General features: G+C 64.3%; 22 protein-coding genes and 1 tRNA gene. 17 read left to right on the top strand and 6 right to left on the bottom strand.

The annotated features are described in order from the left end of the window. Positions 1–25: 25 nt before the first annotated feature. Positions 26–4,348, bottom strand: a complete 4,323-nt coding sequence (locus JO391_RS09705; protein WP_220664327.1) for a beta strand repeat-containing protein — start codon at positions 4,346–4,348, stop codon at positions 26–28. 315 nt (positions 4,349–4,663) lie between these two features. Here JO391_RS09705 and JO391_RS09700 point away from each other — a divergent pair, with 315 nt between their 5' ends. From JO391_RS09700 to JO391_RS09655, 10 genes are all read left to right on the top strand, one after another. After that, positions 4,664–5,941, top strand: a complete 1,278-nt coding sequence (locus JO391_RS09700) for an ABC transporter substrate-binding protein (RefSeq protein ID WP_220664326.1) — start codon at positions 4,664–4,666, stop codon at positions 5,939–5,941. Between the two features lie 98 nt (positions 5,942–6,039). Continuing rightward, the gene (locus JO391_RS09695; RefSeq protein ID WP_220664325.1) at positions 6,040–6,990 is read left to right on the top strand and encodes a carbohydrate ABC transporter permease; all 951 of its coding nucleotides are present in this window, start codon (positions 6,040–6,042) and stop codon (positions 6,988–6,990) included. After that, positions 6,987–7,820, top strand: coding sequence for a carbohydrate ABC transporter permease (locus tag JO391_RS09690; protein ID WP_220664324.1), 834 nt, complete (start codon positions 6,987–6,989; stop codon positions 7,818–7,820). The genes JO391_RS09695 and JO391_RS09690 overlap by 4 nt, the downstream gene beginning before the upstream one ends. Positions 7,821–7,824: 4 nt before the next feature. Next, complete coding sequence (locus JO391_RS09685; RefSeq protein WP_220664323.1) at positions 7,825–8,829, top strand: ABC transporter ATP-binding protein; 1,005 nt, start codon at positions 7,825–7,827, stop codon at positions 8,827–8,829. 73 nt (positions 8,830–8,902) lie between these two features. Next, positions 8,903–10,549: a glycoside hydrolase family 13 protein gene (locus JO391_RS09680; protein WP_220664322.1), complete on the top strand. Its 1,647-nt coding sequence runs from the start codon at positions 8,903–8,905 to the stop codon at positions 10,547–10,549. A gap of 53 nt (positions 10,550–10,602) precedes the next feature. Continuing rightward, the gene (locus tag JO391_RS09675; protein WP_220664321.1) at positions 10,603–11,388 is read left to right on the top strand and encodes a ThuA domain-containing protein; all 786 of its coding nucleotides are present in this window, start codon (positions 10,603–10,605) and stop codon (positions 11,386–11,388) included. After that, entirely contained in the window at positions 11,388–12,446 is a 1,059-nt protein-coding gene (locus JO391_RS09670) for a Gfo/Idh/MocA family protein (RefSeq protein WP_220664320.1), read from the top strand. The genes JO391_RS09675 and JO391_RS09670 overlap by 1 nt, the downstream gene beginning before the upstream one ends. 268 nt (positions 12,447–12,714) lie before the next feature. After that, the gene (locus JO391_RS09665; protein WP_220664319.1) at positions 12,715–13,740 is read left to right on the top strand and encodes a substrate-binding domain-containing protein; all 1,026 of its coding nucleotides are present in this window, start codon (positions 12,715–12,717) and stop codon (positions 13,738–13,740) included. Between the two features lie 145 nt (positions 13,741–13,885). Further along, positions 13,886–15,277 carry a sugar ABC transporter permease gene (locus JO391_RS09660; protein WP_220664318.1) on the top strand — a complete coding sequence of 464 codons (1,392 nt, stop codon included), beginning with the start codon at positions 13,886–13,888 and terminating at the stop codon, positions 15,275–15,277. A gap of 13 nt (positions 15,278–15,290) precedes the next feature. Next, positions 15,291–16,055: an ATP-binding cassette domain-containing protein gene (locus JO391_RS09655; RefSeq protein WP_220664317.1), complete on the top strand. Its 765-nt coding sequence runs from the start codon at positions 15,291–15,293 to the stop codon at positions 16,053–16,055. 125 nt (positions 16,056–16,180) lie between these two features. Here JO391_RS09655 and JO391_RS09650 read toward each other — a convergent pair. Together JO391_RS09650 and JO391_RS09645 are read right to left on the bottom strand one after the other, a co-directional pair. Further along, a tRNA-Ala gene (locus JO391_RS09650) sits at positions 16,181–16,256 on the bottom strand. A 96-nt stretch (positions 16,257–16,352) separates the two neighbouring features. Next, positions 16,353–16,682 carry a TIGR02300 family protein gene (locus tag JO391_RS09645; RefSeq protein WP_220664316.1) on the bottom strand — a complete coding sequence of 110 codons (330 nt, stop codon included), beginning with the start codon at positions 16,680–16,682 and terminating at the stop codon, positions 16,353–16,355. Between the two features lie 351 nt (positions 16,683–17,033). Between JO391_RS09645 and JO391_RS09640 the strand changes: the two genes are divergently transcribed. The 7 genes from JO391_RS09640 to JO391_RS09610 all read left to right on the top strand — a co-directional run bounded on the left by JO391_RS09640 (position 17,034) and on the right by JO391_RS09610 (position 22,681). Continuing rightward, complete coding sequence (locus tag JO391_RS09640; protein WP_220664315.1) at positions 17,034–17,297, top strand: I78 family peptidase inhibitor; 264 nt, start codon at positions 17,034–17,036, stop codon at positions 17,295–17,297. 262 nt (positions 17,298–17,559) lie between these two features. Beyond that, the gene (rpsA, locus tag JO391_RS09635) at positions 17,560–19,239 is read left to right on the top strand and encodes a 30S ribosomal protein S1 (RefSeq protein ID WP_220664314.1); all 1,680 of its coding nucleotides are present in this window, start codon (positions 17,560–17,562) and stop codon (positions 19,237–19,239) included. A 163-nt stretch (positions 19,240–19,402) separates the two neighbouring features. Beyond that, positions 19,403–19,684, top strand: coding sequence for an integration host factor subunit beta (gene ihfB, locus JO391_RS09630; RefSeq protein WP_220664313.1), 282 nt, complete (start codon positions 19,403–19,405; stop codon positions 19,682–19,684). Positions 19,685–19,745: 61 nt separating this feature from the next. Further along, the gene (locus JO391_RS09625) at positions 19,746–20,108 is read left to right on the top strand and encodes a LapA family protein (RefSeq protein ID WP_220664312.1); all 363 of its coding nucleotides are present in this window, start codon (positions 19,746–19,748) and stop codon (positions 20,106–20,108) included. A gap of 1 nt (position 20,109) precedes the next feature. Continuing rightward, positions 20,110–20,748 (top strand): phosphoribosylanthranilate isomerase, encoded by a 639-nt coding sequence (locus JO391_RS09620; RefSeq protein WP_220664311.1) that lies wholly within the window; start codon positions 20,110–20,112, stop codon positions 20,746–20,748. Positions 20,749–20,792: 44 nt separating this feature from the next. After that, entirely contained in the window at positions 20,793–21,188 is a 396-nt protein-coding gene (locus JO391_RS09615; protein ID WP_220664516.1) for a GNAT family N-acetyltransferase, read from the top strand. A 248-nt stretch (positions 21,189–21,436) separates the two neighbouring features. After that, complete coding sequence (locus JO391_RS09610; RefSeq protein WP_220664310.1) at positions 21,437–22,681, top strand: flavin-containing monooxygenase; 1,245 nt, start codon at positions 21,437–21,439, stop codon at positions 22,679–22,681. 5 nt (positions 22,682–22,686) lie between these two features. Here the strand turns inward: JO391_RS09610 and JO391_RS09605 are convergent, their stop codons facing one another. The 3 genes from JO391_RS09605 to JO391_RS09595 all read right to left on the bottom strand — a co-directional run bounded on the left by JO391_RS09605 (position 22,687) and on the right by JO391_RS09595 (position 25,360). Further along, complete coding sequence (locus JO391_RS09605; RefSeq protein ID WP_220664309.1) at positions 22,687–22,980, bottom strand: hypothetical protein; 294 nt, start codon at positions 22,978–22,980, stop codon at positions 22,687–22,689. Then, positions 22,973–23,983, bottom strand: a complete 1,011-nt coding sequence (locus JO391_RS09600; protein ID WP_220664308.1) for a helix-turn-helix transcriptional regulator — start codon at positions 23,981–23,983, stop codon at positions 22,973–22,975. Before JO391_RS09600 ends, JO391_RS09605 begins: the two co-directional genes overlap by 8 nt. A 237-nt stretch (positions 23,984–24,220) precedes the next feature. Further along, entirely contained in the window at positions 24,221–25,360 is a 1,140-nt protein-coding gene (locus tag JO391_RS09595; protein WP_220664307.1) for a TFIIB-type zinc ribbon-containing protein, read from the bottom strand. Between the last annotated feature and the right edge of the window lies 1 nt (position 25,361).

Here is a 25,361-nt window from a genome sequence, read left to right as displayed (position 1 = left end):
CGAAGTTTGGCGCAGTGTCACCCGCTCAGGTGAAGAGGAAGTCGGAAGCTGTCAAATCCGTTGCAGAATCCAGTCCTATGATCCTGATGGTGATGTTCGTGCTGCCGTTGCCATCGGTGTCGATGGTCACCGTATCTCCGACAAGGCGCGCTTCGGTGTTGCCGGTGTCGGTATAGCTGCCTGTGCCCAGCCAGGCGAAGGTCCCCGTCAGCAATCCCTGGAACTCGAGCAGGTCGCCTTCGCTGGCGCCGCCGTCGATCTGGTTGAAGTCCGAGATGCTATCGGTCCCGCCAGAACCGGCGTTGAACACGAAGCGGTCGGCACCCGTGCCACCGACAAGCGTGTCGTTTCCGCCTGCCCCGTAAAGCGTATCATCGCCCTCCAGGCCGGACAGCAGGTTGTTGCCACTGTTGCCGTTGATCCGGTTTGCAGTGCTGTTGCCCGTGCCCGACAGGCCCGAACTCCCTTGCAGGTCCAGCGTTTCGACGTTCGCGGTCAGGGTATAGTTGATGGAACTGAGCACGCGGTCGGAACCTGCGCTTGCCGCTTCGACCACGATGTCACCGACGCTTGCCACGATGTACTGGTCGTCTCCAAGCCCGCCGGACATGGAGTCGATGTCGTTCCCGCCGTCGAGGGTGTCGTTGCCGTCTCCGCCGAGAAGCGTGTCGTTCCCGCTCCCGCCCTCCAGAAGATTGGCAGCACTGTTGCCGGTGATCGTGTTGGCTGCGGAGTTTCCCTCGCCGTCTATGGCGACGGTTCCGGTGAGGACCAGGTTCTCGATGTAGTTGCCAAGGCTGTAGGTCACCGCGATTTCCACGGTATCCGTGCCACCGCCCGAGGCTTCGCTGACGCGGTCGGTGGTGGCGCCGAGGATGAAGCGGTCATCGCCAAGCCCGCCAACGAGCGAGTCGACACCTGCTCCGCCGTCCAGCGTGTCGTTGCCTTCGCCGCCGTAGATCGTGTCGTTGCCGTCCATGCCGCTGAGCCGGTTGGCGGCGGCATTCCCGGTGAGAACGTTGGCCAGGCTGGAGCCGGTGCCCGCAATTGCGCCCGCCCCGGTCAGCGTCAGGTTCTCCACTTCACCGCTCAGGGTATAGGCGATGGAGGACTCGACAAGGTCGGTGCCCTCGCCGGCCAGTTCGACAATCACGTCGCTTCCGTGATCCACGACGAACGTGTCACTGCCGAGGCCGCCAATCATCGAATCCGCCCCGGCCCCGCCATTCAGCGTGTCGTTGCCGGCCCCGCCGTCCAGCGTGTCTGCACCCTCAAGGCCGGACAACAGGTTGTTGCCGGTGTTGCCGTTGATCCTGTTTGCAGTGGCGTTCCCGGTGCCCGACAGGCCCGAGGAACCCTGAAGTTCCAGCGTCTCGACATTCACAGTCAGGGTGTAGCTGATGGAACTCAGCACGCGGTCAGACCCGGCGCTCGCCGCCTCGACCACGATGTCACCGACGTTTGCCACGATGTACTGGTCGTCTCCAAGTCCGCCGGACATGGAGTCGATGTCGTTCCCGCCGTCGAGGGTGTCGTTGCCGTCTCCGCCGACAAGCGTGTCGTTGCCGCTTCCGCCGTTCAGCAGGTTGGCGGCGCTGTTGCCGGTGATCGTGTTGGCTGCGGTGTTGCCCTCGCCGTTGATGGCGGCGGTTCCGGTGAGGATGAGGTTCTCGAAATAGGTTACAAGGCTGTAGCTGACCCCGATCTCGATGGTATCCGTGCCGCCGCCTGATGACTCGCTCACGCGGTCGGAGGCAGAGTCGAGGATGAAGCGGTCATCGCCAAGCCCGCCAACGAGCGAATCGGTTCCCGCTCCGCCGTCAAGGGTGTCATTGCCGTCGCCGCCATAGATTGTGTCGTCGCCGTTCATGCCGCTGAGCCGATTGGCGGCGGTGTTCCCGGTGATGATGTTGGCGATGGCAGAGCCGGTGCCGGTGATTGCACCCGCGCCGGTCAGCGTCAAGTTTTCCAGCTCTCCGCTGAGCGTGTAGGCAACGGAGGCTTGAACAAGGTCTGTGCCCTCGCCGGCCAGTTCGACAATCACGTCGCTTCCGTGATCCACGACGAACGTGTCATTGCCAAGGCCGCCGATCATCGAATCCGCCCCGGCCCCGCCATTCAGCGTGTCGTTGCCGGCCCCGCCATCCAGCGTGTCCGCACCCTCAAGGCCTGACAACAGGTTGTTGGCGCCGTTCCCGGTAAGTCGATTGGCCACGGTGTTCCCGGTTCCGCTGAGGCCGCTGGTGCCCATCAGGACAAGGCTTTCCAGGTTCGCGGCCAGCGCGAACGATACAAAGGCCTGAACCACGTCTGTGCCCTGCGCTGCGACTTCGACGATCACGTCAAGGTCCCGCACGATGTAGACGTCATCGCCCTTTCCGCCGACAAGAGAGTCCGTGTCGGTTCCCCCTTCCAGCGTGTCATTGCCATCGCCGCCGAACAGCGTGTCATTGCCCGAACCGCCCGTCAGGGAGTTCGCGCCCACGTTGCCGGTGATCGTGTTCGCAGTCCCATTGCCTATGCCGTTGAAATCGCCCGTTCCAGTGAGGGTCAGGTTTTCAATCGAGCCGGCCATGGCGACCGAAAGATCGTAGGAGAAGCCCGCGATCACGGCATCGGTGCCGTTCCCGCCCAATTCGGTAATGCTGTCGTCGATCTGGCTGACGTAGTAGGTGTCGTTGCCGGCGCCACCCACCATGTTGTCCTTGCCGGCCCCGCCGTCCAGGGTGTCATCGCCGAGACCGCCGTTCAGCGTGTCGTTGCCCGCAAGGCCATAAAGGGCATTGTTGCCGTCATTGCCCTGGATCGAATTGTTCGCCACGTTTCCGGTGCCGGAGAGCGAGTCTGTCCCGGTGAGATACAGGTGTTCGACAAAGGCTTCGAGTGTGCGTGAAACGGAAGAGTAGACCCGGTCCACGCCCTCGCCGGATTTCTCGATGACAACATCTCCAGCGTCATCCACATAGTAGGTGTCGCCGTCCTTGCCGCCGGACATCCTGTCTGCTCCGGTGCCTCCGTCGATGGTATCCGTGCCGCCGAGACCGTTGATCGTATCGTTCCCGCCAAAGCCGCGCAGCAGGTTCATCCCCTTGGCGACGAAGATGCCGGTGCCGGAATTGCCGTTGATGAGGTTGGCGAGGTCATTGCCATCACCTGTAATGTCCCCGTCGCCGATAAGGGTCAGGTTCTCGAAGTTGGCGCCAAGCACCCAATCGACCGAGGAGCGAACCAGGTCTGTGCCTTCGTTTGCGGCTTCGGTAACGACATCGGTGGACCCGTCGACCGTGAACGTGTCGTTGCCGGTCCCGCCGATCATTGTGTCCGCGCCAAGGCCGCCGGAGAGGGCGTCGGCCCCGGCCCCGCCGACAAGCAGGTTGGCGGCCAAGGCGCCGGTGATCGTGTCATCAAAGGCGGACCCGACGATGTATTCTATGCCTGCCAGGTTGTCTCCGGCAGCATCGCCGCCCGAAAACACCAGTGTTGCGAGATTGACGGCGACGCCGGCGGATGATCGCGAGTAGTCGGCGGTATCGTTCCCATCGCCACCGATGATGGAATCCGCCCCCGCGCCGCCAATGAACGTGTTGTTGTTGGCATCGCCAGTAAGGGTGTCGTCAAAGGCAGATCCGATGATCCCCTCGAACCCCGCGACGACGTCGCCTTCGGCATGTCCGCCGCTTTGCGTGGTGACCGTCAGGTCGATGACAACGGCGGCGGTCGAGGTGGAGTAGTCCAGCACGTCCACCCCGGCGCCGCCGGTCAGGCTGTCAGCGCCCGCGCCGCCCGCGACGACATTGTCGTTTGCATCGCCGGTGATCGTGTCGTTCGACGCAGATCCGATGACATTCTCGAACCCCGAGATCGTGTCGGTCCCGTCGCCGCCCGTGACCGCCCCGGTGGAAAGGTTGACCACCACGCCCGAACTGGATGAGGCATAGGTAATGACATCAAGGCCAACGCCCCCTTGAAGGTTGTCGTTGCCCGTGCCCCCCATGATGGTGTCGTCGCCATCGCCGCCGAAGATCGAGTCATTGCCCGCGCCGCCGAAGAAGGCATTGGCATTGGCATCGCCGGTCAGGTTGTCTGCGCCCGATCCACCGATCGCGCCTTCAATGCCGAGAAGCGTGTCGGTCCCATGGCCACCTGTGGCGCTGCCGGTCAGCAGGTTCACCACGACAGCAGTTGTTGAGGCAGAGTAGTTCGAAAGGTCGAACCCATCGCCTCCTTCGATCCGGTCGTTGCCGGCAAGACCTGCGAGAGTATCGTCACCGGCGAGGCCAAACAGGGTGTCGGCACTGGTCGAGCCGGTCAGGGATTCAGAGGCGGAGGTACCGGTGTAGGTGGGCACAGCGTCGATCCTTGGACTGGAAAGTGTCTATTTTGTCGGCGAATTAACCGGAAATCATGGTGGCAATTGGGCGGAGTCCGGAGCGATCCGTGGCGACGGCAGGTCGGGACGCAAAGGAAACTGGGCGTCAGGTCGGGTCATGCGGCCCATCGCGCCACGTACGTCCCCCATCCTTCAGGCTGAGCTTGTCGTTGACTCAAAGCGCTTTGAAAGAGTAGTTTTCGCCAAACGCCTCGGGACCCACTTATGGTCGAGTCGTTTTGTGGGAGGAGGCGCCTGGGAGCGGGCGCCAGGACATCAACGAGGAGGAAATCCATGTCCATGATCAAGGGCCGCGCCCTGCGCTCGGCCGCGTTTGGTGCTGTCATGGCGGCGCTCGGCGCTCCGGCTATGGCTGCCGAACTGTTCTATGTCTCGGGTGCCGTGGGCAATGCGGTAGAGAACTTCAAGACGCTGGTGAAGCCGTGGGAAGAGGCGACCGGCAACACCGTGACGCTGGTTCCGATGCCCGCTTCGACCAGCGACCAGTTCGGCCAGTATCGTCTTTGGCTTGCCGCCGGCACCTCGGACATCGACTTGTACCAGACCGACGTGATCTGGGCGCCGCAGCTTGCCGACCATTTCGTCGACCTGTCCGAAGTGGCAAAGGACCTGGCGCCGACCCACTTCCCGTCGATCATCGAGTCGCAGACGGTGGACGGCAAGCTCGTCGCCCTGCCGATCTTCACCGACGCGCCGGCGCTCTATTACCGCAAGGACCTGCTGGACAAGTACGGCAAGACCCCGCCGAAGACCTGGGAAGAACTGTCGGCCACCGCCAAGGAAATCCAGGACGCCGAGCGCGCGGCCGGCAACCCGGACATCTGGGGCTTCGTCTGGCAGGGCAACGCCTATGAAGGCCTGACCTGCAACGCGCTGGAGTGGATCAAGTCCTATGGCGGCGGCCAGATCGTCGAGCCCGATGGCACCATCTCGGTGAACAACGAGAATGCGGCCAAGGCGATCGAAATGGCGAAGTCCTGGGTTGGCACCATCTCGCCGGAGGGCGTGCTCTCCTACCAGGAAGAGGAAGCCCGTGGCGTGTGGCAGACCGGCAATGCCGTGTTCATGCGCAACTGGCCCTATGCCTATGGTCTGGGTAATGGCGACGACTCGGCGGTGAAGGGCAAGTTCGACGTGGTGACGCTGCCGACCGGCGGCGGCGACAACACCTCGGCGGCCACCCTGGGTGGCTGGAACGTGGCGGTCTCGAAGTACTCGAAGAACCAGGAAGCGGCGATCTCGCTCGCGATGTACCTGGCCGGCCCCGAAGCGCAGAAGCAGCGCGCCCTGGCGGAATCGAACCTGCCGACCATCGTCGCGCTCTATGACGATGCCGATATCGCCGCGCAGCAGCCGATCATCCCGCGCTGGAAGGACGTCTTCCTGCAGGCCGTGCCGCGTCCCTCGGCGCCGACCAAGGGCAAGTACAACGAAGTGTCGTCCAAGTTCTGGTCGGCCGTGCACAACACCTTGTCGGGTGACGGCACCGCTGCCGAGAACCTGGAAATGCTGGAAGTCGACCTGACCGACCTGAAGGGCTCGGGCTGGTAAGCCCTGCCCTCTGACCGACCTCACCCTGGGGCGGGCGGCCTGCCGCCGCCCGCCCGTCGTGTCCGCCTCGCCTCGCGGGGCCGTTCAGGGAGTCCTCGATGGCATCCTCCGATACGGGCCTGAGCCTGTTGCAGCAGCGTCAGCGCGCGGCTTTCTGGTTCATTGCGCCCATGCTTGTTGCGCTTCTTTGCGTGGCCGCCTGGCCACTTCTGCGCACGATCTGGTTTTCGCTGACCAACACTTCGCTGAACAACCTCTACGGTGGCGAGTTCATCGGCTTCGACAACTATCTGTCGATGCGTACGCTTTCGTCTGGCAAGGTCGTCTGGCGCGGAACTCTCGTTGACCCTGCATGGTGGAACGCGGTCTGGAACACAGTGCGTTTTTCGGTCGTCTCGGTCTTCTTCGAAACGGTGCTGGGCCTCATCGTGGCGCTGGTGCTGAACGCCGAGTTCAAGGGCAGGGGCCTTGTGCGGGCTGCCATCCTGATCCCTTGGGCCATTCCGACGATCGTTTCGGCAAAGATGTGGGCCTGGATGCTGAATGACCAGTTCGGCATCATCAACGACATGCTGCTGAGCCTGGGTTTGATTGACCAGAAGATCGCATGGACCGCCAACATCGACACCGCGATGTATGCCGTCCTGATGGTGGACATCTGGAAGACCACGCCCTTCATGGCGCTGCTGATCCTTGCCGGACTGCAAATGGTACCGCGCGATATCTACGAGGCGGCCAAGCTGGACGGCATCAACCCGGTTAAGGTCTTCTTCAAGGTGACGCTGCCGCTGATCCGACCCGCCGTGATGGTCGCCGTCATTTTCCGGATGCTGGACGCCCTGCGCATCTTCGATCTGGTCTATGTGCTGACGCCGAACTCGAAGGCGACAAAGACGATGTCGGTGATCAGCCGCGAGAACATGATCGATTTCGACAAGTTCGCCTACGGCGCCGCACAGTCCACGCTGCTCTTCGCGATCCTTGCCGTCTTCGTGAGCCTCTACATCTGGCTTGGCCGGGTGGACCTGTCCGGGGAGAGCGCGAAATGACCCAGAACAAGCTGCTTGCCCAGATCGGGCTTTACGCGATGGTCGTGATCATCGTCGTGTTCTCGGTCTTCCCGTTCTACTATGCCATCGTGACGTCCTTTGCGACCGGCACCCAGCTCTTCCAGGTCAACTACTGGCCGCAGAACTTCAACTGGGCAAACTACGAGACGGTCTTGGGCGGGCGCAACTTCGTGCGCTCGGTCCTGAACTCGCTGTTCATCGCATCTGTTACGGTGGCCTTCGCGTTGTTTCTTGCGGTCACCGCCTCCTACGCCCTGGCGCGGGTGCGGTTCCGCGGCCGGGCGACACTGCTTCTGATGATCCTGGCCGTGTCGATGTTCCCGCAGATTGCTGTGCTGGCTGGCCTGTTCGAATTGATCAAGTTCCTGGGCATCTTCAACACGCCTTGGGCAATGATCCTGTCGTACACGATCTTCACGCTGCCCTTCACCGTCTGGATCCTCACCACCTTCATGCGCGACCTGCCGGTCGAGATCGAGGAAGCCGCGATCGTGGACGGGGCCACCCCCTGGGTGATCATCACCCAGGTTTTCATGCCACTCCTGTGGCCGGCGCTGGTGACGACGGGTCTTCTGGCCTTCATCGGCGCCTGGAACGAGTTCCTCTTCGCGCTGACCTTCACCTCGTCCGAGACGCAGCGCACCGTTCCGGTGGCCATCGCGCTTCTGTCGGGCGCCTCGCAACAGGAAATCCCCTGGGGTCCGATCATGGCGGCCTCGGTCATCGTGACCGTCCCACTGGTCATCCTCGTTCTCATCTTCCAACGCAAGATCGTGGCGGGCCTGACCGCCGGCGGCGTGAAGGGCTGACATCATGGCAAAGATCGAACTGAAGAACGTCACCAAGTCCTATGGCGCCGTGAACGTCATCAAGGGCGTGGACCTGACCATCCAGAAGGGTGAGTTCATGGTCTTCGTCGGCCCCTCGGGCTGTGGCAAGTCCACGCTTCTGCGGCTGATCTCGGGCCTGGAAGAGATCTCGACTGGCGACATGCTGTTCGATGGCGAGAGGGTGAACAACCTCGTGCCATCGAAGCGCGGCATCGCCATGGTGTTCCAGAGCTACGCCCTTTACCCGCACATGAAGGTCTATGACAATATGGCCTTCGGCATGAAGCTCGCGAATGCCACCAAGGAAGAGATCGACAAGCGCGTACGGTCGGCGGCGAATCTGTTGCAGATCGAACACCTTCTGGACCGCCTGCCCAAGCAATTGTCGGGCGGTCAGCGTCAGCGCGTCGCCATTGGCCGGGCCATCACGCGCGATCCGCGGGTGTTTCTGTTCGACGAGCCGCTGTCGAACCTGGATGCGGCCCTTCGGGTGCAGACCCGTCTGGAAATCGCCAAGCTGCACCATTCGATGCAGAACGTGACGATGATCTACGTCACCCACGACCAGGTCGAGGCAATGACGCTGGCCGACCGCATCTGCGTGCTGCGCGACGGCAAGGTGGAGCAGGTGGGAACCCCGGCCGAGCTTTATGACCACCCGAACTCGATCTTCGTGGCGGGCTTCATCGGTAGCCCCAAGATGAACTTCCTTACCGGCAAGTTCGCCGAGGCCTATGGCGTTGAAACCATCGGCATCCGGTCCGAGCATGTGGAGATTTCGGAGAACGGTCCCTGGACGGGCGAAGTGGTCCATATCGAGGATCTTGGCTCCGACCACTTCATCTTCGTCGAAGTCGGGTCTGAAGAGCCGCTGATCGTGCGGCGGCCGGGCAAGACCTCGCATATCGGGCTGGGGTCCAAGGTGACGCTGGCGCCGATGATGGAACACCTGCACCGTTTCGGCAAGGACGGCCGCCCGGTGCGATGACGCCCAGTCCGGGCGCGGGAGACCGCGCCCGGTTTGTCTCCGGCGCGACCGGACCTTGCCGCGGGCCAGGATCATGATCCCTTACAGCAAAGACCCTGACTGGTGGAAATCGGCCACCGGTTATCAGATCTATCCGCGCAGCTTCTGCGATTCAAATGGTGACGGGATCGGCGACATTCCGGGCATCCTCACCAAGCTGGACTACCTGGCCGAACTCGGTGTGGGCTTCATCTGGCTGTCCCCGGTCTATCGCTCGCCGATGGCGGACAATGGCTACGACATCTCGGACTACCAGGACATCGCGCCCGAGTTCGGCACGCTGGCCGACATGGACCGGTTGATCGCCGAGGCTGGCAAGCGCGGCATCGGCATCGTCATGGACCTGGTGGTGAACCATTCCTCTGACGAGCACGCCTGGTTCCAAAGCGCCCTGAAGGGTCGGGATGCACCGTTTCGCGATTTCTATGTGTGGCGCGACCCGGCTCCGGGCGGCGGCGTGCCCAACGATCTGCAGAGCTACTTTGGCGGGCCGGCCTGGACCCTGGACGAGGCATCGGGCCAGTACTACCTGCACCTCTTCGACCGAAAGCAGCCGGACCTGAACTGGGACAATCCGGCCCTTCGGAAGGCCGTGCACGACATGATGAACTGGTGGCTGGACCGCGGGATAGCCGGGTTCCGCATGGACGTGATCGACCTGATCGGCAAGGAGCCCGACAGGGGAATCACTTCGGATGGACCAAGGCTGCACGACCACATCCGCGAGATGCACGAGGCCACTCTGAAGGGCCGAAATGTGGTGACAGTGGGCGAGGCCTGGAGCGCCACGACCGAAAATGCGCTCCTCTATTCCGGTTGCTATTCGGGCGAACTGTCGATGGTGTTCCAGTTCGAACACGTCAGCCAGCAATGGGACCCGGTCTACGGCAAGTGGAAACCCAGGCCCTTCGACCTGGTCGCGCTGAAACGGGTGTTCAACCGCTGGCAGACGGCACTGGAACATGACGGCTGGAACTCACTGTTCTGGGGCAACCACGACCTGCCCCGCGCGGTGTCGAAGTATGGCGATGACGGCGCCGGTCGCGTGTCATCAGCAAAGATGCTGGCCACCGTGCTGCACCTGATGAAGGGTACGCCTTACATCTATCAGGGCGAAGAGATCGGCATGACGAATGCGGCATTTACCCGGATAGATCAGTTCCGCGATCTGGAGACACTGAACTTCTATCGCATCCAGACCGCCGAGGGGGTGGACCCCGACGTCTTCATCCGCGGCGCCAACGAGAACGGTCGCGACAATGCCCGCACGCCCATGCAATGGTCTGCCGGGCCGCAAGCCGGCTTTACAACCGGAACGCCCTGGATCGAGGTGAATCGGAACCACGTCACCGTCAACGCGACCGCGGACCGGGCAGACTCGCAAGGTATCTTTGCGCATTACGCGGCACTTGCGCGACTGCGGCGCGAATATCCGATCATCGTCCATGGCGCCTACGAGCCCGCGCTTGAAGATCATCCCGCCGTGGTGGCTTATGTGCGCCACCACAACAGCCAGCGACTGGCCGTGCTGGCGAACTTCACGGGCGTTCCGGTCGAGGTGGATGTTCCACTTTCCATGCAGGGCAGGGGAATGCCACTGATCCGCACCGGTCCGCGCCGCGACGAGTTGGGCGGACGCATCGGCCTCGCAGCGTATGAGGCCCTTGCCGTCTTGATCTGAAGAAAGGACCGGCATTGCGCCGGTCGGAAACGAAGCGAACAGGAGCAAAGCCGATGACCATCCGTGTCACCGTCTGGGGCGAAAACGTCCATGAACAGAAGAACAAGGTCGTTGCGGGCATCTATCCGGACGGGATGCACAACACGATTGCCGCAGCGCTGAACAAGGCCGGCGGCATCTCGGCATCGTCGGTGGTGCTGCAGGACCCCGAACACGGCATGTCCACCGAAAGACTTGCGGAAACCGATGTGCTCGTCTGGTGGGGCCACGCCGCACATGGCGCGGTGGACGACAAGATTGTGGAACGGGTCTGCGATGCCGTCTGGGGCGGCATGGGCATGATCTTCCTGCATTCCGCGCATTTCTCGAAGCCGTTCAAGCGCCTGATGGGGGCCCCCTGCAACCTCACCTGGCGCGAAGCGGGCGAGCGTGAGCGGCTTTGGGTGACCAGCCGGCACCATCCGATCACCCGGGGCCTGCCGGACCATTTCGAGTTGGAAAACGAAGAGATGTACGGCGAGCCCTTCGGCGTGCCCGAGCCGCTGGAAACCGTCTTTGTCAGCTGGTTCCAGGGCGGCGAGGTGTTCCGGTCTGGTCTGACTTACCGTCGTGGTGCGGGCAACATCTTCTACTTCCGTCCGGGCCACGAAACCTATCCGACCTACCATGACGCGAATGTCCAGAAGGTCATCGCAAATGCGGTCAACTGGGCCTACAACCCGCTGCCGCGCATCGCCGACCCGAACAAGGCGCCAAATGTGCCGGTGGGCTCGACCCTTGAGCCGGTCGTGGAGCGCGGGCCGCGCCTGCATCACGATGGCGAAGAGGGGCTGCGGTGATGGCGAAACCGGTGCGCGTCCTGATCATCGGCACTGGCGGCATGGCGAAGAACCATGCCGAGCAGTTCAAGGCCATCCCTGGCGTGACCCTTGCGGGCGGCGTGGATACCCGGCCCGCTCAACTCGCCGCCTTCTGCGAGGCGCATGGCATCGAGCGCGGCTTCGCCTCGCTTGACGAGGCTTTGGCCTGGGGCGAGTTCGAAGCCGTAACCAACGTGACCCCGGATGCGGCACACTTCGCCACGACCATGCCAGTGATTGCCGCGGGCAAGCATGTGCTGTGCGAAAAGCCGCTTGCCACCAATGAGGCGGATGCCACGGCGATGGCCGATGCGGCAGCAAGGGCCGGCGTGGTGAACATGGTCAACCTCAGCTATCGCAACGTCGCAGCCTTGCAGAGGGCGGCGCAACTGGTGCGGGAGGGTGCCATCGGGACGGTGCGCCATTTCGAGGCGAGCTACCTTCAGAGCTGGCTGACCCAACCCGCGTGGGGCGAATGGTCGAAAGAGCCGCAATGGCTCTGGAGGCTGTCCTCGAAGCACGGTTCCAAGGGTGTTCTGGGGGATGTGGGCATCCACATCCTCGATTTCGCCACGTTCATCGCCGGGCAGGATGCGGTGCAGGTCTCCTGCCTTCTCAAGACATTTGACAAGGCTCCAGGCGGGCAGATCGGCGAGTATGTGCTGGACGCCAATGACAGCGCCACGATGCAGGTGCGGCTGACCAACGGCGCGCTTGGCACCGTGGCGGCCACACGCTTTGCCACCGGCCATCTGAACGACCTGCGCCTGCGCATCTATGGTGACAAGGGCGGTCTCACCGTGGGTTGGGAGAAGAACGTCTCGTCCCTCTCGATCTGCCGGGGCGACGATGTTTTGACCGGAACCTGGGAACCGGTGGATTGCCCCGAGGTGCCGAACGTCTACCAGCGCTTCATCGCGGCGATCCGCGGCGAAGGCGTGGCCGAGCCCGACTTCGCGCGCGGGGCCGTTCTGCAGCGGATGCTGGATCGGGCCGAACAGTCGGCGCGGCAGGAGGGCTTGGCGCTCGCCGTCTGAGTTACCGCTAACGAATTTCTCGCGCCCCTTCGACGATACACCTTGCTACGGTCAGAAGTCGGCTGAAAGGGGCGCGAGGTGATAATATCTTATTATCAATATTTTGCGGATCGATCCGCCGCAGTTTTCGGCAGCCGCCACGCGGATGCCCGAACTCCGGGCAGGGCCTGCGAAGGCTTTGACAAGTGGCGGATCATCCCGCTAAACCGTTCACGTGGCGAAAATCGCCAGCCGGCGCCAGAAGCCGGTTTCCGTGGGAGGAAGATTGATGAAGAAAGCCATTCTGCTGGCGACCGCTGTGGTCGCCTTGTCTGCAGGCATGTCCATGGCCGAGGGCAAGAAGATCGGCGTGTCCTGGGCCCAGTTCCAGGAAGAGCGCTGGAAGATCGACGAGGCCGCCATGAAGGCCGCGATCGAAGCCGCCGGCAACGAATACATTTCGGCTGACGCCCAGTCCTCGGCCGAAAAGCAGCTCAGCGACATCGACGCGCTGATCGCCCAGGGCGTGGACGCGCTGGTCATCAACGCCTGGGACAAGGACGCCATCGCCCCGGCCATCGAGAAGGCCGCGGCGGAGGGCATTCCGGTCGTCGGCTATGACCGCCTGATCGAAGACAACCGCACCTTCTACCTGACCTTCGACAACGTGGGCGTCGGTCGGATCATCGCGACGGAAGTCTTCAAGGTCGCGCCGAAGGGCAACTATGCCATCATCAAGGGCGACCCCGGTGACCCGAACGTCGGCTTCCTGCGTCAGGGCATGGAAGAAGTCATCGGCGCCGCTGTTGCCTCGGGCGACATCGTGATCGTCGGCGAAGCGAATTCGGACGGCTGGAAGCCCGAGAATGCGCAGAAGAACATGGAACAGATCCTGACCGCGAACAACAATGCGGTGGATGCGGTGCTGTCGCAGAACGACGGCATGGCCGGTGGCGCTGCCGCCGCGCTGGCCGCCCAGGGCCTGAACGTGCCGCTCGGCGGCCAGGACGGCGACCTTGCCGCCATCAACCGTGTGGCGCGCGGCACCCAGACCGTCTCGGTGTGGAAGAACGCGCGTGACCTGGGCAAGGCGGCTGGCGAAATCGCCTCGGCCCTGGCTGACGGCACTGCGCTCGATGCCATCCCTGGCGCGACCAAGTTCTCCGGCGGCGAGAAGGGCGTGGAAATGAATGCCATCCTCCTGAACCCGACGCCGATCACCAAGGAGACGCTGGCTGTCGCGATCGACGCGGGCCACATCACCAAGGAACAAGCCTGCGAAGGCGCGATGCCCGACGTGGCAGCCTGCCAGTAATCGAGGCTGATCTTGCGGCGCCGCCCCCTGGGGCGGCGCCGGTTTCATTCCATGGCGGGTGGAAGATCGCCGGATATGGCGATCCCGGGCGGCCTTGGCCGCGTCCCGGACGACCGGCCTACCCCTCCTGACGCTGGATGAGGACATGACCGTCACACCCCAACCTCCGACCTCCAATGCGCCCAACGACAGCGCCTTCATGCGCTTCCTGCGGACGACCGAGATCGACCCGCGCCTGGTGGGCATGGTCGGTGCACTGCTGTTGATCTGGCTGGCCTTCGAAGCCTACTCGGCCCTGGTTCTGGGGCGGCCGTCGATGCTGCTTGGTGCCAGCCAGTCCGACGCCAATGGCTTCCTTACCCCTCGCAACCTGTGGAACCTGTCGGTCCAGACGGCCTATATCGGCATCATGGCCACCGGCATGGTGCTTGTCATCATCACCCGGAACATCGACCTGTCTGTGGGTTCGATCATGGGCATGGTTGGCATGTACATGGGGCTGCTGCAGGTTCAGTATCTTACGCCAGCCTTGGGCCTGGGCCATCCGTCGATCTGGATCATTACCGTCATCTTCGGCATCGCCATGGGCGCGCTGATTGGCGCCTTTCAAGGGGTGCTGATCGCCTACCTCACCATCCCATCCTTCATCGTCACCCTTGGTGGCCTTCTGGTCTGGCGCGGCGCTGCCTTCCTGGTTGCGGGCGGCAAGACCATCGCTCCGCTGGACGATACCTTCGCGTTGATCGGGGGCGGCTCCTTCGGCGCCCTCGGCAAGACCGGAAGCTGGATTTTTGCGGTCATCGCCTGCGTCTTCGTGGTCTGGGCCTTCCTCAACGGTCGCAAGTCGCGTCAGAAGCACGGCTTTGCGATGCGGCCGGTCTGGGCCGAAACCTTCGTCATCGCGTTGGTTTGCGGCGTGATCCTCGGTGCGACCGCCATCGTCAACTCGTACATCTGGCCGATCGGCAACATCCAGAAATACTACGCCTCCATCGGGCAGGAGGTTCCGGCCTGCGCCCAGAAGGGCGGCGACATCTATACCGGTGTCTGCGCCACCTTCGGTCATGGTTTCGCCTATCCGGTGCTGATCATGATCTTCGTGGCCATTGTCATGACGATCCTGATGACCCGCACCCGCTTCGGTCGCTATGTCTTTGCCATCGGCGGCAACCCCGAGGCGGCGACGCTCTCGGGTATCAACACCCGTGCCATGACGGTGAAGATCTTCACGCTCATGGGCGGCCTGGCTGGCGTCGCCGCCGTGATTGGCGCCGCCCGTCAGAACAGCGCAACCAACGCCATGGGCAATCTGGACGAGCTTTACGTCATCGCTGCCGCCGTGGTCGGCGGCACCTCGCTGGCAGGCGGCGTCGGCACGATCTATGGCGCGATCATCGGCGCCCTGATCCTGACCTCGCTGCAGACCGGCATGGTTCTGATCGGATTCGGCGACGGTTCGTACCAGCGCATCGTGATTGGTGTGGCCCTGGTTCTGGCAGTCTGGCTGGACATCGTCTACCGCAAGCGGATCAAGTGAGGGGGATTTCCGAATGAGCACCCAAGGTCGCGGCACCCCCCTGGTCGAGATGCGGGACATCTCGATTTCCTTCGGCGGCATCAAGGCCGTCGATCACGTCACGGTGGACCTGTTCCCCGGCGAGGTTGTGGGCCTTCTGGGCCACAACGGCGCCGGCAAGTCGACACTCATCAAATGTCTCTCGGGCGCCTATCAGGCCGATGCGGGCGAAATCTTCATTGATGGCAAGAAGGTCGAGATCGCCAATCCCCGCGATGCGCGGGCGTTAAACATCGAGACAATCTACCAGACGCTGGCCCTGGCCGACAATCTGGACGCCGCCTCCAACCTGTTCCTCGGCCGCGAGATCGTGAACAGCCTTGGCTTCGTGGACGAGACGAAGATGGAGGCCGAGACGCGCAAGATCATGCACCGGCTGAACCCGAACTTCCGCAAGTTCAACGTGCCGGTGAACGCGCTGTCGGGCGGGCAGCGGCAGTCGGTGGCCATCGCGCGGGCGGTCTATTTCAACGCTCGCATCCTGATCATGGACGAGCCCACAGCGGCGCTTGGCCCGCACGAGACGCAGATGGTGGCCGAACTGATCGAGGAGCTGAAGAAGCAGGGCCTCGGCATCTTCCTGATCGAGCACGACATCCACAACGTGATGAAGCTCTGCGACCGGGCGGTGGTGATGAAGAACGGCCAGCGCGTCGGGACGGTGAACGTGAAGGACGTGACCGACGAGGACATCCTGGGGATGATCATCCTGGGCAAGAAGCCGCCGCAGGCGGTCTGATCGTCGAAGGCAGAGGGCAGGGCGCACCGGTCGGTGCGCCCTTCTTCATTGGCAGCGGGCCGCCGGACCCAACGAAGAAGCCCCGCCGGGGGCGGGGCTCTCTGCGTCGTTCTTCAGGAGTATTTTGGTGGAGCCAAGGGGAGTCGAACCCCTGACCTCTTGAATGCCATTCAAGCGCTCTCCCAACTGAGCTATGGCCCCACCGGAGGTCTCAAAGCGTTTCCGCTTCGATGCCGGGTGTCTAGTGGAGGGCGCGGGGGGGTGCAAGGGGGAAAATGCACGGCCCCGCGCGAAGGGTCAGACTTCCTCTTCGCCGCCCGGAACGTCGGCCAGATCGTCCAGCGAGACGTTGTCGGTGTCGTCGTCTTCCAGGAGGTCGTCGTCCAGCTCGGCATCGTCGGCGACGCCGGCTTCGATCAGGTCGTCATCGGCCTCGATGTCGTCGACCAGGACGTCGTCCTTCTCGGGCACGACGCGGCTGATGGTGGCGACCATCTTGCGGCGGGCGCTTTCGATGTCCACGACTTCGCCGGTATAGGGCGAGACGACCGGCACGCGGTTCAGGTCGTAGAAGCGCTTGCCGGTGGTCGGGCAGATGCGCTTGGTGCCCCATTCGGGTTTGGGCATTCGGGTTCCCCTGATGCTTGGTAAGGCTGCAAAGACGGGGCGTTGCCACAGGTCGGGGGAAGGGTCAAGGGGTTTCCGGGGGCGGACGAGGGCAAAGCGGGGCGTCCGAGCTCGGACGCTTGATCGAGTATAATGATTCCAATGAGTTGCGATTCGCAATTAACTTGGACTTCATACTTTGCGACACTGGGTGATGGTCAGGAGGACGGTTTGGGTCGGGGCGTGGGCCGAGAAAGGCGACGGGCCTCGTGCGGATTCTGATGCGGCCAGGGCGAAACTGGTGCATCCTGAGAGTCTGGACAACCGAAGCAACGGAATGGTGCCTTGATGTCAGTGAAGCCGGCTCTTGCAATGCTTGTGCTTTTCGGTGGGCTTGCTGCCTGTGTGCCGACGACGCCGGAGCCAAAGCCGGCTCGTCCGGACCTGAGCACCTGCACCTCCAACGCCACGCATGACCTGGTCGGTACGCCGGTCAGCCTGGTCAATACCAGCCAACTGGCCGCGACTGTGCGGATCCTGCCGCCCAACGGGGTTGCGACGATGGATTACAACCCGGCGCGTCTGAACATCGAGACCGATGCCAATGGCACCATCACCCGGGTGACCTGCGGCTGAACCGGCAGGATCTTGTGGGGCAGGGATGGCCGCCCGTGGGATAGGGAGCGGCCGTCCTGCGGGGCTGGGGAAACTGCCGGATGCGCGGCCGCAACGGCGGCTTTTCCTTGCCTGTTCCGCCCGCGGGGCTTATAGGACCGCATCCTGACGAAATACCCTTCGCCCCGGTCACCGGGCCGGAGCGGTTTTTCGCATCGGGGCCATGAAAGACCGGCGGAGCCAACCGCCAGGCCGGAAAACCATGAAAAGGAACTGATCGCATATGTGCGCCAAAGCTAGCATGGACGAATTCGAAGCCCTTCTGAAGGAAAGCTTCGAAATGGACACCCCCGAAGAAGGTTCGGTGGTGAAGGGCAAGGTCATCGCCATCGAGGCGGGCCAGGCCATCATCGACGTGGGCTACAAGATGGAAGGCCGCGTCGACCTGAAGGAATTTGCGAACCCCGGCGAAGCCCCCTCGATCAACGTGGGCGACACCGTCGAGGTCTATCTCGATCGCGTGGAAAATGCCCGCGGCGAGGCCGTGGTGAGCCGTGAGAAGGCCCGCCGCGAAGAAGCCTGGGACCGCCTGGAAAAGGCCTATGCCAGCGAAACCCGCGTCGAAGGCGCGATCTTCGGCCGCGTCAAGGGTGGCTTCACCGTGGACCTGGGCGGCGCCGTGGCGTTCCTGCCGGGTTCGCAGGTGGACGTGCGCCCCGTGCGCGATGCGGGCCCGCTGATGGGCATGAAGCAGCCCTTCCAGATCCTGAAGATGGATCGCCGCCGCGGCAACATCGTCGTGTCGCGCCGTGCCATCCTGGAAGAAAGCCGCGCCGAACAGCGCGCCGAAGTGATCTCGAACCTCTACGAGGGTCAGGTCGTGGACGGCGTGGTCAAGAACATCACCGAATACGGTGCCTTCGTTGACCTGGGCGGCGTGGACGGCCTGCTGCACGTGACCGACATGGCCTGGCGCCGCGTCAACCATCCGTCGGAAATCCTGTCGATCGGCGAGACCGTCAAGGTTCAGGTCATCAAGATCAACAAGGAAACCCACCGCATCAGCCTGGGCATGAAGCAGCTTCAGGCCGACCCGTGGGATGCGGTCGAGCGCGCCTATCCGATCGGTTCGGTCCACAAGGGCCGCGTCACGAACATCACCGATTACGGTGCGTTCGTGGAACTGGAAGCAGGCGTCGAAGGCCTGGTCCACGTCTCGGAAATGTCCTGGACCAAGAAGAACGTGCACCCCGGCAAGATCGTCTCCACCTCGCAAGAGGTCGACGTCATGGTCCTGGAAATCGACAGCGCCAAGCGCCGCGTGAGCCTGGGCCTGAAGCAGACGCAGCGCAACCCGTGGGAAGTGTTCGCGGAAACCCATCCGGTGGGCTCGGCGATCGAGGGTGAAGTCAAGAACATCACCGAATTCGGTCTGTTCGTGGGCCTCGACGGCGATATCGACGGCATGGTGCACCTGTCCGACCTGTCCTGGGACCAGCGCGGCGAAGACGCGATCCAGAACTACCGCAAGGGCGATGTGGTCAAGGCCGCGGTGTCCGAAGTGGATGTCGAGAAGGAGCGTATCTCGCTTTCGATCAAGGCACTTGGCGATGACACCTTCACCGATGCGGTGGATGGCGTGAAGCGCGGCGGCATCATCACCGTGGCTGTCACGGCGATCGAGGACGGCGGCATCGAGGTGGAATACAACGGTGCCAAGTCGTTCATCCGCCGTAGCGACCTGTCGCGCGACCGGGCCGAACAGCGCCCCGAGCGGTTCCAGAAGGGCGACAAGATCGACGTTCGCGTCACCAACATCGACCCGAAGACCCGTCGTCTGGGCCTGTCGATCAAGGCGCGCGAGATCGCGGAAGAGAAGGAAGCCGTGGAACAATACGGCTCGTCCGATTCGGGTGCGTCGCTGGGCGACATCCTGGGCGCGGCCCTGCGCGACCGCAACTGACCACTTCCGGTTCGTGATGGAAGGCCCCGCCGGCAGGCGGGGCCTTTCTCTTTGGGATGGTCTGTCCGATTTTCGTTTGTGTGCGGAGGTTTCCCTGTCCTATAGTCCGGCCAACAAGAACGTGGCTGTACTGACAGGTGCCGACCACAGGGGGGACTGCCGGATGATCCGTTCGGAACTGATCCAGAAGATCGCGGATGAGAATCCGCACCTGACGCAGCGCCACGTCGAGCGCATCGTCAACACCGTCTTCGAGGAAATCATCGAGGCGCTGGCGCGGGGCGACCGGGTGGAGCTGCGCGGGTTCGGCGCCTTCTCGGTGAAGGCGCGCGATGCCCGGGTGGGGCGCAATCCGCGCACCGGCGAGTCGGTGCAGGTGGACGACAAGAAGGTGCCCTTCTTCAAGACCGGCAAGCTTCTGCGCGATCGCCTGAACGGCAAGTGAGCCGCTTGCGCCCGCGCGCCGGCCGGCCGATAGTTGGGGCCGGACCAGGAGGGTTTGGGTGATGCTGCGCTATTTGAGATATCTGGTCATCGCCCTGTTCGGGCTGGCGCTTCTGCTGGTGGCGGTGGCCAACCGCGGGCCGGTCGTGGTGCGGGCGCTGCCGGAAAGCATGTCGACGCTGGCGGGCGGGGACTGGGCGTTGCAGATGCCGGTCTTCGTGCTGATCTTCCTGGGCATCGTGGTGGGGGTGCTGGTGGGGTTCCTGTGGGAGTGGCTGCGGGAATCGAAGCACCGGACCACGGCTTCGGTGAAGGCACGCGAGGTCTCCAAGCTGGAGCGCGAGTTGGCGGTCATGCGGGATTCGGCCTCGGTGCCTCCGCAGGACGAGGTGCTGGCGCTTCTGGACCGTCGCAAGGCCGGCTGAGATGGGCGAGATCCGTGTGAAGATCTGCGGGGTGAAGACCGCCGCGGATGTGGAGGCCGTGGCGCGCGCCGGGGCGGCCTATATGGGGCTGAACTTCGTGGGCCGGTCGTCGCGGTATGTTCCCATCGCGGTGGCGCGGGAGCTGGCGCTGGCGGCGCCGCCGGGGCTGGCCAAGGTGGCGCTGACGGTGGATGCCGGGGATGAGGAGCTGGACCGCATCGTCGAGGCGATGCCCTTGGACATGCTGCAGCTTCACGGGACCGAGGGGCCGGAGCGGGTGGCGGAGGTGCGGGCGCGCTATGGGCTGCCGGTGATGAAGGCGGTGGGGATTGCCGACGAGGGCGACCTGGGGCAGCTGCTGGAGATGAGCCTGGCGGCCGACCAGATCCTGATCGACGCGAAGCCGCCCAGGGGGGCGGCGCTGCCGGGGGGCAATGGCGTGCCCTTCGACTGGCGGCTGGTGGCGCAGCGGCGGTGGCTGAAGCCCTGGATGCTGTCGGGCGGGCTGACGGCGGCCAATGTGGCCGAGGCGGTGCGGCTGACCGGGGCGCGGCAGGTGGACACGGCCTCGGGCGTGGAATCGGCGCCGGGGGTGAAGGATGCTGGCCAGATCGCGGCCTTCGTGAGGGCGGCCGGGTGATATTCCGCGAGGCCGTGGCGGCGGATGTGCCGGCGATCATAGCGATGCTGGCCGACGACGATCTGGGGCGGGCGCGGGAGGGGGCGCCGATGGCGGCCTACATGGCTGCCTTTGCCGAGATCGCGGCCAACCCGCGGGAGAGCCTCATCGTGGGTGAGCTGGACGGGCGGGTGGTGGCCACCCTCCAGCTGACCATCCTGTCGGGCCTGAGCCGGGGCGGCGCTCGGCGGGCCCTGGTCGAGGCGGTGCGGGTTGCAGGCGACCTTCGGGGACAGGGGATCGGGGCGCGGCTGATGGCCGAGGCCGAACGGCGGGCGAGGGAGTCGGGGGCGGGGATCATCCAGCTGACCACGGACCAGAGCCGGGTCCGGGCCCATGACTTCTACAAGAGGCTGGGCTATGAGCCGAGCCATCTGGGCATGAAGAAGAAGCTGGGCTGAGCGTCCGAGCTCGGACGCTTTTCGAAGGCAATGGAATCAATGCGTTATGCGGGCGTATTAACTTGGACTTAAGAATTGTCCGAGGCGTCCCTTACCCCCCGCCCTGATCCTCTGGGCAGGGGGCAGGCCTGCGTGGGTTAGGGATTGCCTAATCCCTGCCGAGACGAATCGTGATTTCTCTGAATCAGCTTTGCCCCTAGACCGGAGGCTATCCGGCCAAGGCGGCCGGGGCGGACGGGGAATGCGCGATGGCGGTGGAGACGATCGACACGCTGGTGATCGGCGGCGGGCAGGCGGGGCTGGCGATGAGCGCGCATCTGCGCGAACGGGGCGTGCCGCATCTGGTGCTGGAGCGCAGCCGCATCGCCGAACGCTGGCGCACGAGCCGGTGGGATTCGCTGGTGGCGAACGGACCGGCCTGGCACGACCGCTTTCCGGCGATGGAGTTCGACGACATCGACGGCGCGAGCTTTGCCGGCAAGGACCGGATCGTGAAGTATTTCGAGACCTTCGCCGAGAAGATCTGCTCGCCGATCCGGTGCGGGGTGGAAGTGACCTCGCTGGCCCGCGCGCCGGGCGGGCAGGGGTTCGTCGCCGAGACGAAGGACGGTCGCATCGAAGCTGCGCGGGTGGTGGTGGCGACGGGGCCGTTCCAGAAGCCGATCATCCCGACCGTGGTGCCCGACAGTGCCGGGATCATGCAGCTTCATTCCGAGGGCTATCGCAACCCCGGCCAGCTGCCCGAGGGGGCGGTGCTGGTGGTGGGGGCGGGGTCTTCGGGATCGCAGATCGCGGATGAAATCCTGCGGTCGGGGCGCAAGGTCTTTCTGTCGGTCGGGCCGCATGACCGGCCGCCGCGGGCCTATCGCGGGCGCGATTTCGTGTGGTGGCTGGGTGCGCTTGGCAAATGGGATGCCAAGGCACAGGAGCCGGGCATGGAGCATGTGACCATCGCCGTCAGCGGAGCCAATGGCGGCGAGACGGTGGATTTCCGGCGGCTGGCCGAACGGGGCATGGTGCTTCTGGGCCGCGCCGGGGCCTATGCCAACGGGCGGATCAGCATCGCGCCGGATCTGGGCGACAACATCCGCCGGGGCGATGCGAACTACCTGTCCGTGCTGGCCGAGGCAGATGCCCATGCCGCCCGGATGGGGCTGGATCTGCCGGAAGAGCCGGAAGCAAAGGTGATCGGGCCGGACCCGGCCTGCGTGACCGATCCCATCCTGTCGCTGGACCTGAAGGCCGAGGGCATCACCTCGATCATCTGGGCCACGGGCTATGCGCTGGATTATGCCTGGGTGAAGATGGACATCTTCGAGCCGAACGGCCGCCCGCGGCATGACCGAGGCGTCACCGAAGTGCCGGGCCTGTATTTCCTGGGGCTTCCCTGGCTGACACGCCGCGCCTCGCCCTTCATCTGGGGGGTGTGGCACGATGCGGCCTGGCTGGCGGACCACATGACGGAAGCATCCGGGGCGCAGGCGGCGGAGTAGCCGGGTCAGGCGTCTTCCCACCGCCGCGCGCGGTCGGATCGGGCCGACTTGCGCCCGGCGTGATCGAGCGTGACGACCTTGTGTCCATCGACCACGACGCGCGTGCCGCGCAGGCGTTCCAGTTGCTGGATTTCGCGCCGGCGCTGTTCGATTTCGCGCGTGACGTCCTTGTCGCTGAGGAAGAAGGCGTCGTCGGCGATCCGCGTGGCGGCCTGCAACAGGAGGTCGATGTCGGTGCCGCGATAGCCGCGCTGACGCAGCCGGTTTTCGGCATTTCCGGTGAGGACAAGGTCACGCATCGGGCTGTTCCTTCGGCGAGTGGGACGACTTTGGCGCAGAGGGCGCGGGGCGGGCGGGCTGGGGCGAGGGCCGGTCGCGGCCCGTTCTTTCGCGGCGCGCGCGAAGTTCGGCGCGCTCGGCCTCGGGGAGGTGGGATGCGAGCCAGGCGTTGCGGTCGGCGAGCCGTTCGGGCGCCATCAGTTCGGCGGGAATATCGGTCATGCGCACATGGCCGCGCATGAGGGCATAGCTTGCCTCGGGGTCGCGCGCGGTGATCTGGGCCACGGCTTCCGCCCCGATGCGATAGCGGGGCATGCCCTTGCGCGTCTTCCAGCCGCCGCCGGGGGCGATTTCCACGGTCCGGGCACCGATCTGCTGGATGAAATGGGCGAGGAAATCCGAGAAGGGATTTCCCTTGTTGGGATCGTAACCCTGTTCGTAGGCTTCGTCGGGGGCATCGTCGCAGAAGAGGTCGCGGTTGGCGATGCGCGACAGTTCCCAGGCGGCGCAGTTCAGCGCCTGGTTCGAGGCCCGAGCGGCGGCAAGGTGGCCGGTGGCAAGGGACGAAACCTCGCGGGCGGCGGCCTGCATCCGTTCGGCGCGGTCACGGCGCCAGTCGAGGCTGGCTTCGGCGAGAAGGGCTGCGAAGAGCGGAGCCATCACGATCTGGGTCTGTGGCGGGATGCCATAGAGCTGTTCGACCATGCGGAAAGCATGGGTGGTTTCTTCGTCGATCATGGTGCGGAGCTGGCGCATTCCCGGCTTGGGCGCCGGCGGTTGCTGTCCGGCCGGGGCGGCGCCGGGAGTGGACAGGGCCTGAACGGTGACGCCAAGCGCGCGGGCCAGCCCTTCGGCGACGCGATCATTTGCCTCGTAGCTGCCGGTCTTTGTGCCTTCGATCCGCTTGATGGTTGCGAGGCCAACCTTGTGCTTGCCGCGCGTGGCTTCGGCCAGCTGTTCCTGGGTCCAGCGCTTGAGCGCGCGGATGGATTTGACGGTGTCAGGGTGGATCGGAGTGGGCATGTCAATCTCCTCGGCTCATGAAGGAAGGATGAGCCTAGATCGAGCTCCTGACAAGTATCATGTTTGGGTCGTGATCTGAGACGCCGTTGCCCGACCGGGCCGGTCCGGCAGGAGTTCTGGCAGGAAAGGGATCATTTTCTGCGCCGGGACGGCGGGAACCGGACCCTGCGTGATACTTTCGGGTATCAGAATGCGGTCTTGCACGGAGCCGGACCGCCGCGGCCGAGTCGCGGCGGATCAGTAGCTGGTGGAGTAGCCCGTGTCGTCGAAGGCGCCGTTGCGGTCGGCGACATATAGCGCGGTTCCGGCGACGATGAGGGCGAGCAGCACGGCGAAGGCGATCTTCCACACCGAGTAGGGGCGTTCGCCCTGCACCTCGCCGGTCTGGCCGTTCACCAGGAAGGCATAGGACTTGCCGCCATAGCGGTAGGCGGCGGTCCAGACCGGCAGGAGGATATGCTTGAAGGTTTCGTCCGACCAGCGCGTGTCGACGCTGTCGATGCGCTGTTCGTCGCCGCCGATGTCGCGGGCGACATCGGTGCGGATCACCTGGGCCATGCGGGATTTGGCCGCCTTGTTGGCATCGGCGAGGCCGATGGAATAGCCCTCGGCCCGGAAGCCGGCGAGGTAGTCCTGGCTGTAGGGCACGAGGGCGGAGAGATCCCAGGGGGTGAGTTCGGCGCCGAGCCGGGGCGGAAGGCTGGTGGAGGCCAGTTCCAGCACATCGTCGAAACGGCGGGCGACGCCGCCGGAAACCGGGGTCCAGCGCGTGTGGCGCACCTGTTCCTGCCGGGTTTCGCGCTTGCCGTTGACGGTGACGGTGACGTTGCGCGTCTCGTAGTAATAGATGCCGCGCGCACCGCGGTAACGGCTGGCGGTGTCGGCATCGAAGGTCCAGAAGGGGACGTAGATGCCGTTCAGCGCGCGTCCCTTGCGGGCGTATTCGACAAGGCCGTTGGGGGCGAACCACAGCCGGCCGAGCCAATCCACCATGCGCTTGCGCGCCTCGGACTCCGTAAGGGCGAAGGGGATGAGGGCCTGGGGCTTGATCTGGGCGTGACTGCCCTTTTCGGCGACCACGGGGGAGGCGCAGAAGGGGCAGGTCTGCGAGAAGGTCTCGCCCTGAAACTCCACCTGGGCGCCGCAGTTGCCGCAGCGGGTGGTGCGGATGTCTTCCATCGCGCCGCGGGGCAGGTCGTCGGCGAGGCCGCGGGCGAGATCGTGTTCGGTGAGGGCGGTGGAGCGGGCCTTCGCGCTGGCCCTGGGGATGGCCTGCTCATGCCCGCAGAAGGGGCACTTCAGGCTGTCCTGGCCGGGCGCGAAGGTGAGGTCGGCCCCGCAGCTTTCGCAGGGCCAGTGGCGCGGGGCTTCCGTCAAG

The organism is Neotabrizicola shimadae (genome assembly GCF_019623905.1).
GTDB classification, from domain to species: Bacteria; Pseudomonadota; Alphaproteobacteria; order Rhodobacterales; family Rhodobacteraceae; genus Neotabrizicola; species Neotabrizicola shimadae.
This window is presented reverse-complemented; position numbering and strand designations above follow the sequence as displayed.